The organism is Komagataeibacter kakiaceti JCM 25156 (assembly GCF_000613305.1).
Window position 1 is genome coordinate 1 of record NZ_BAIO01000625.1, and the last position, 1,201, is coordinate 1,201.

1 protein-coding gene is annotated in these 1,201 nt (G+C 67.5%); it reads right to left on the bottom strand.

Annotated elements, in window-relative coordinates; all coding sequences use genetic code 11:
* A partial coding sequence (locus JCM25156_RS17285) for an arginine--tRNA ligase (protein WP_025814138.1) occupies positions 1–1,201 on the bottom strand: 1,201 nt, incomplete at both ends.

Sequence of the window (1,201 nt, forward strand, 5' to 3'; positions counted from 1 at the left end):
CCCGCCGCCGCGCGCAGCACCGAACAGCAGCGCGCATGGGCGTACTGCACGTAGAAGACCGGGTTGTCACGGCTCTGCGCCACGACCTGATCCAGATCGAATTCCATCTGCGCATCGGCCTTGCGGGTCAGCATGGTAAAGCGCACGGCGTCACGCCCGACCTCGTCAATCAGGTCGCGCAGCGTCACGAACGTCCCGGCGCGCTTGGACATGCGTACCGGTTCCCCATCACGCACGATGCGCACGATCTGGCACAGCAGCACATCGAGCACCGGGCGGCCATCCTGCGCCAGCGCCGCCACGGCCGCCTTCATGCGCGTGACGTAGCCGCCATGGTCGGCCCCCCACACATCCACCAGCACATCCGCGCCCCGGCGGATCTTGTCGGCATGGTAGCCGATGTCATTGGCGAAATAGGTGTTCGACCCATCCGACTTGCGCAGCGGGCGGTCCACGTCATCACCGAACTCGGTGGAGCGGAACAGGGTCTGCGGGCGGGCTTCCCAGTCATCGGGCAGCTTGCCCTTGGGCGGCTCCAGCACGCCTTCGTAGATCAGGCCCTTTTCCTCCAGCCGGGCAATGGCGCGGTCGGTTTCACCATCGGCCAGAATCCGCGCCTCGCTGGTGAAGACGTCATGATGCACGCCAAGGGCGTCCAGATCCTCGCGGATCATGGCCATCATCATGTCAACCGTCTCGGCCTTCACGGTGTCCAGCCATACGGAAGGGTCGGCCGGGTTCGCGTCCGCCGCCGCCAGACTGCCCCCGTGGCGGCTGACCAGCGCCTCGCCCACGGGTACCAGATAGTCGCCGCCGTACTGGATCGCGCCGCCGGGCACCAGCGCCGCGAAGGCGTCTTCCGTCATGCGGGTGCCAAGCGCCTGGAGGTAGCGCCAGTAAGCCGCCCAGGCCAGCGCGATGACCTGCGCGCCCGCGTCGTTGATGTAATATTCCTTCGTGACCGCGTATCCGGCCTTGGCCAGCAGGTTGGCCAGCACGTCGCCCACCACGGCCCCGCGGCAATGGCCGACATGCATCGGCCCGGTCGGGTTGGCGGAGACATATTCCACGTTCACCTTCACGCCGTGGCCCGCCGTGCCGTTGCCATACGCCTCGCCCGCTTCCAGCACCTCGCGCGCCACGTCCTGCCAGACGCTGGCCGCAAGCGTCATGTTGACGAAGCCCGGCCCTGCCACCTCCG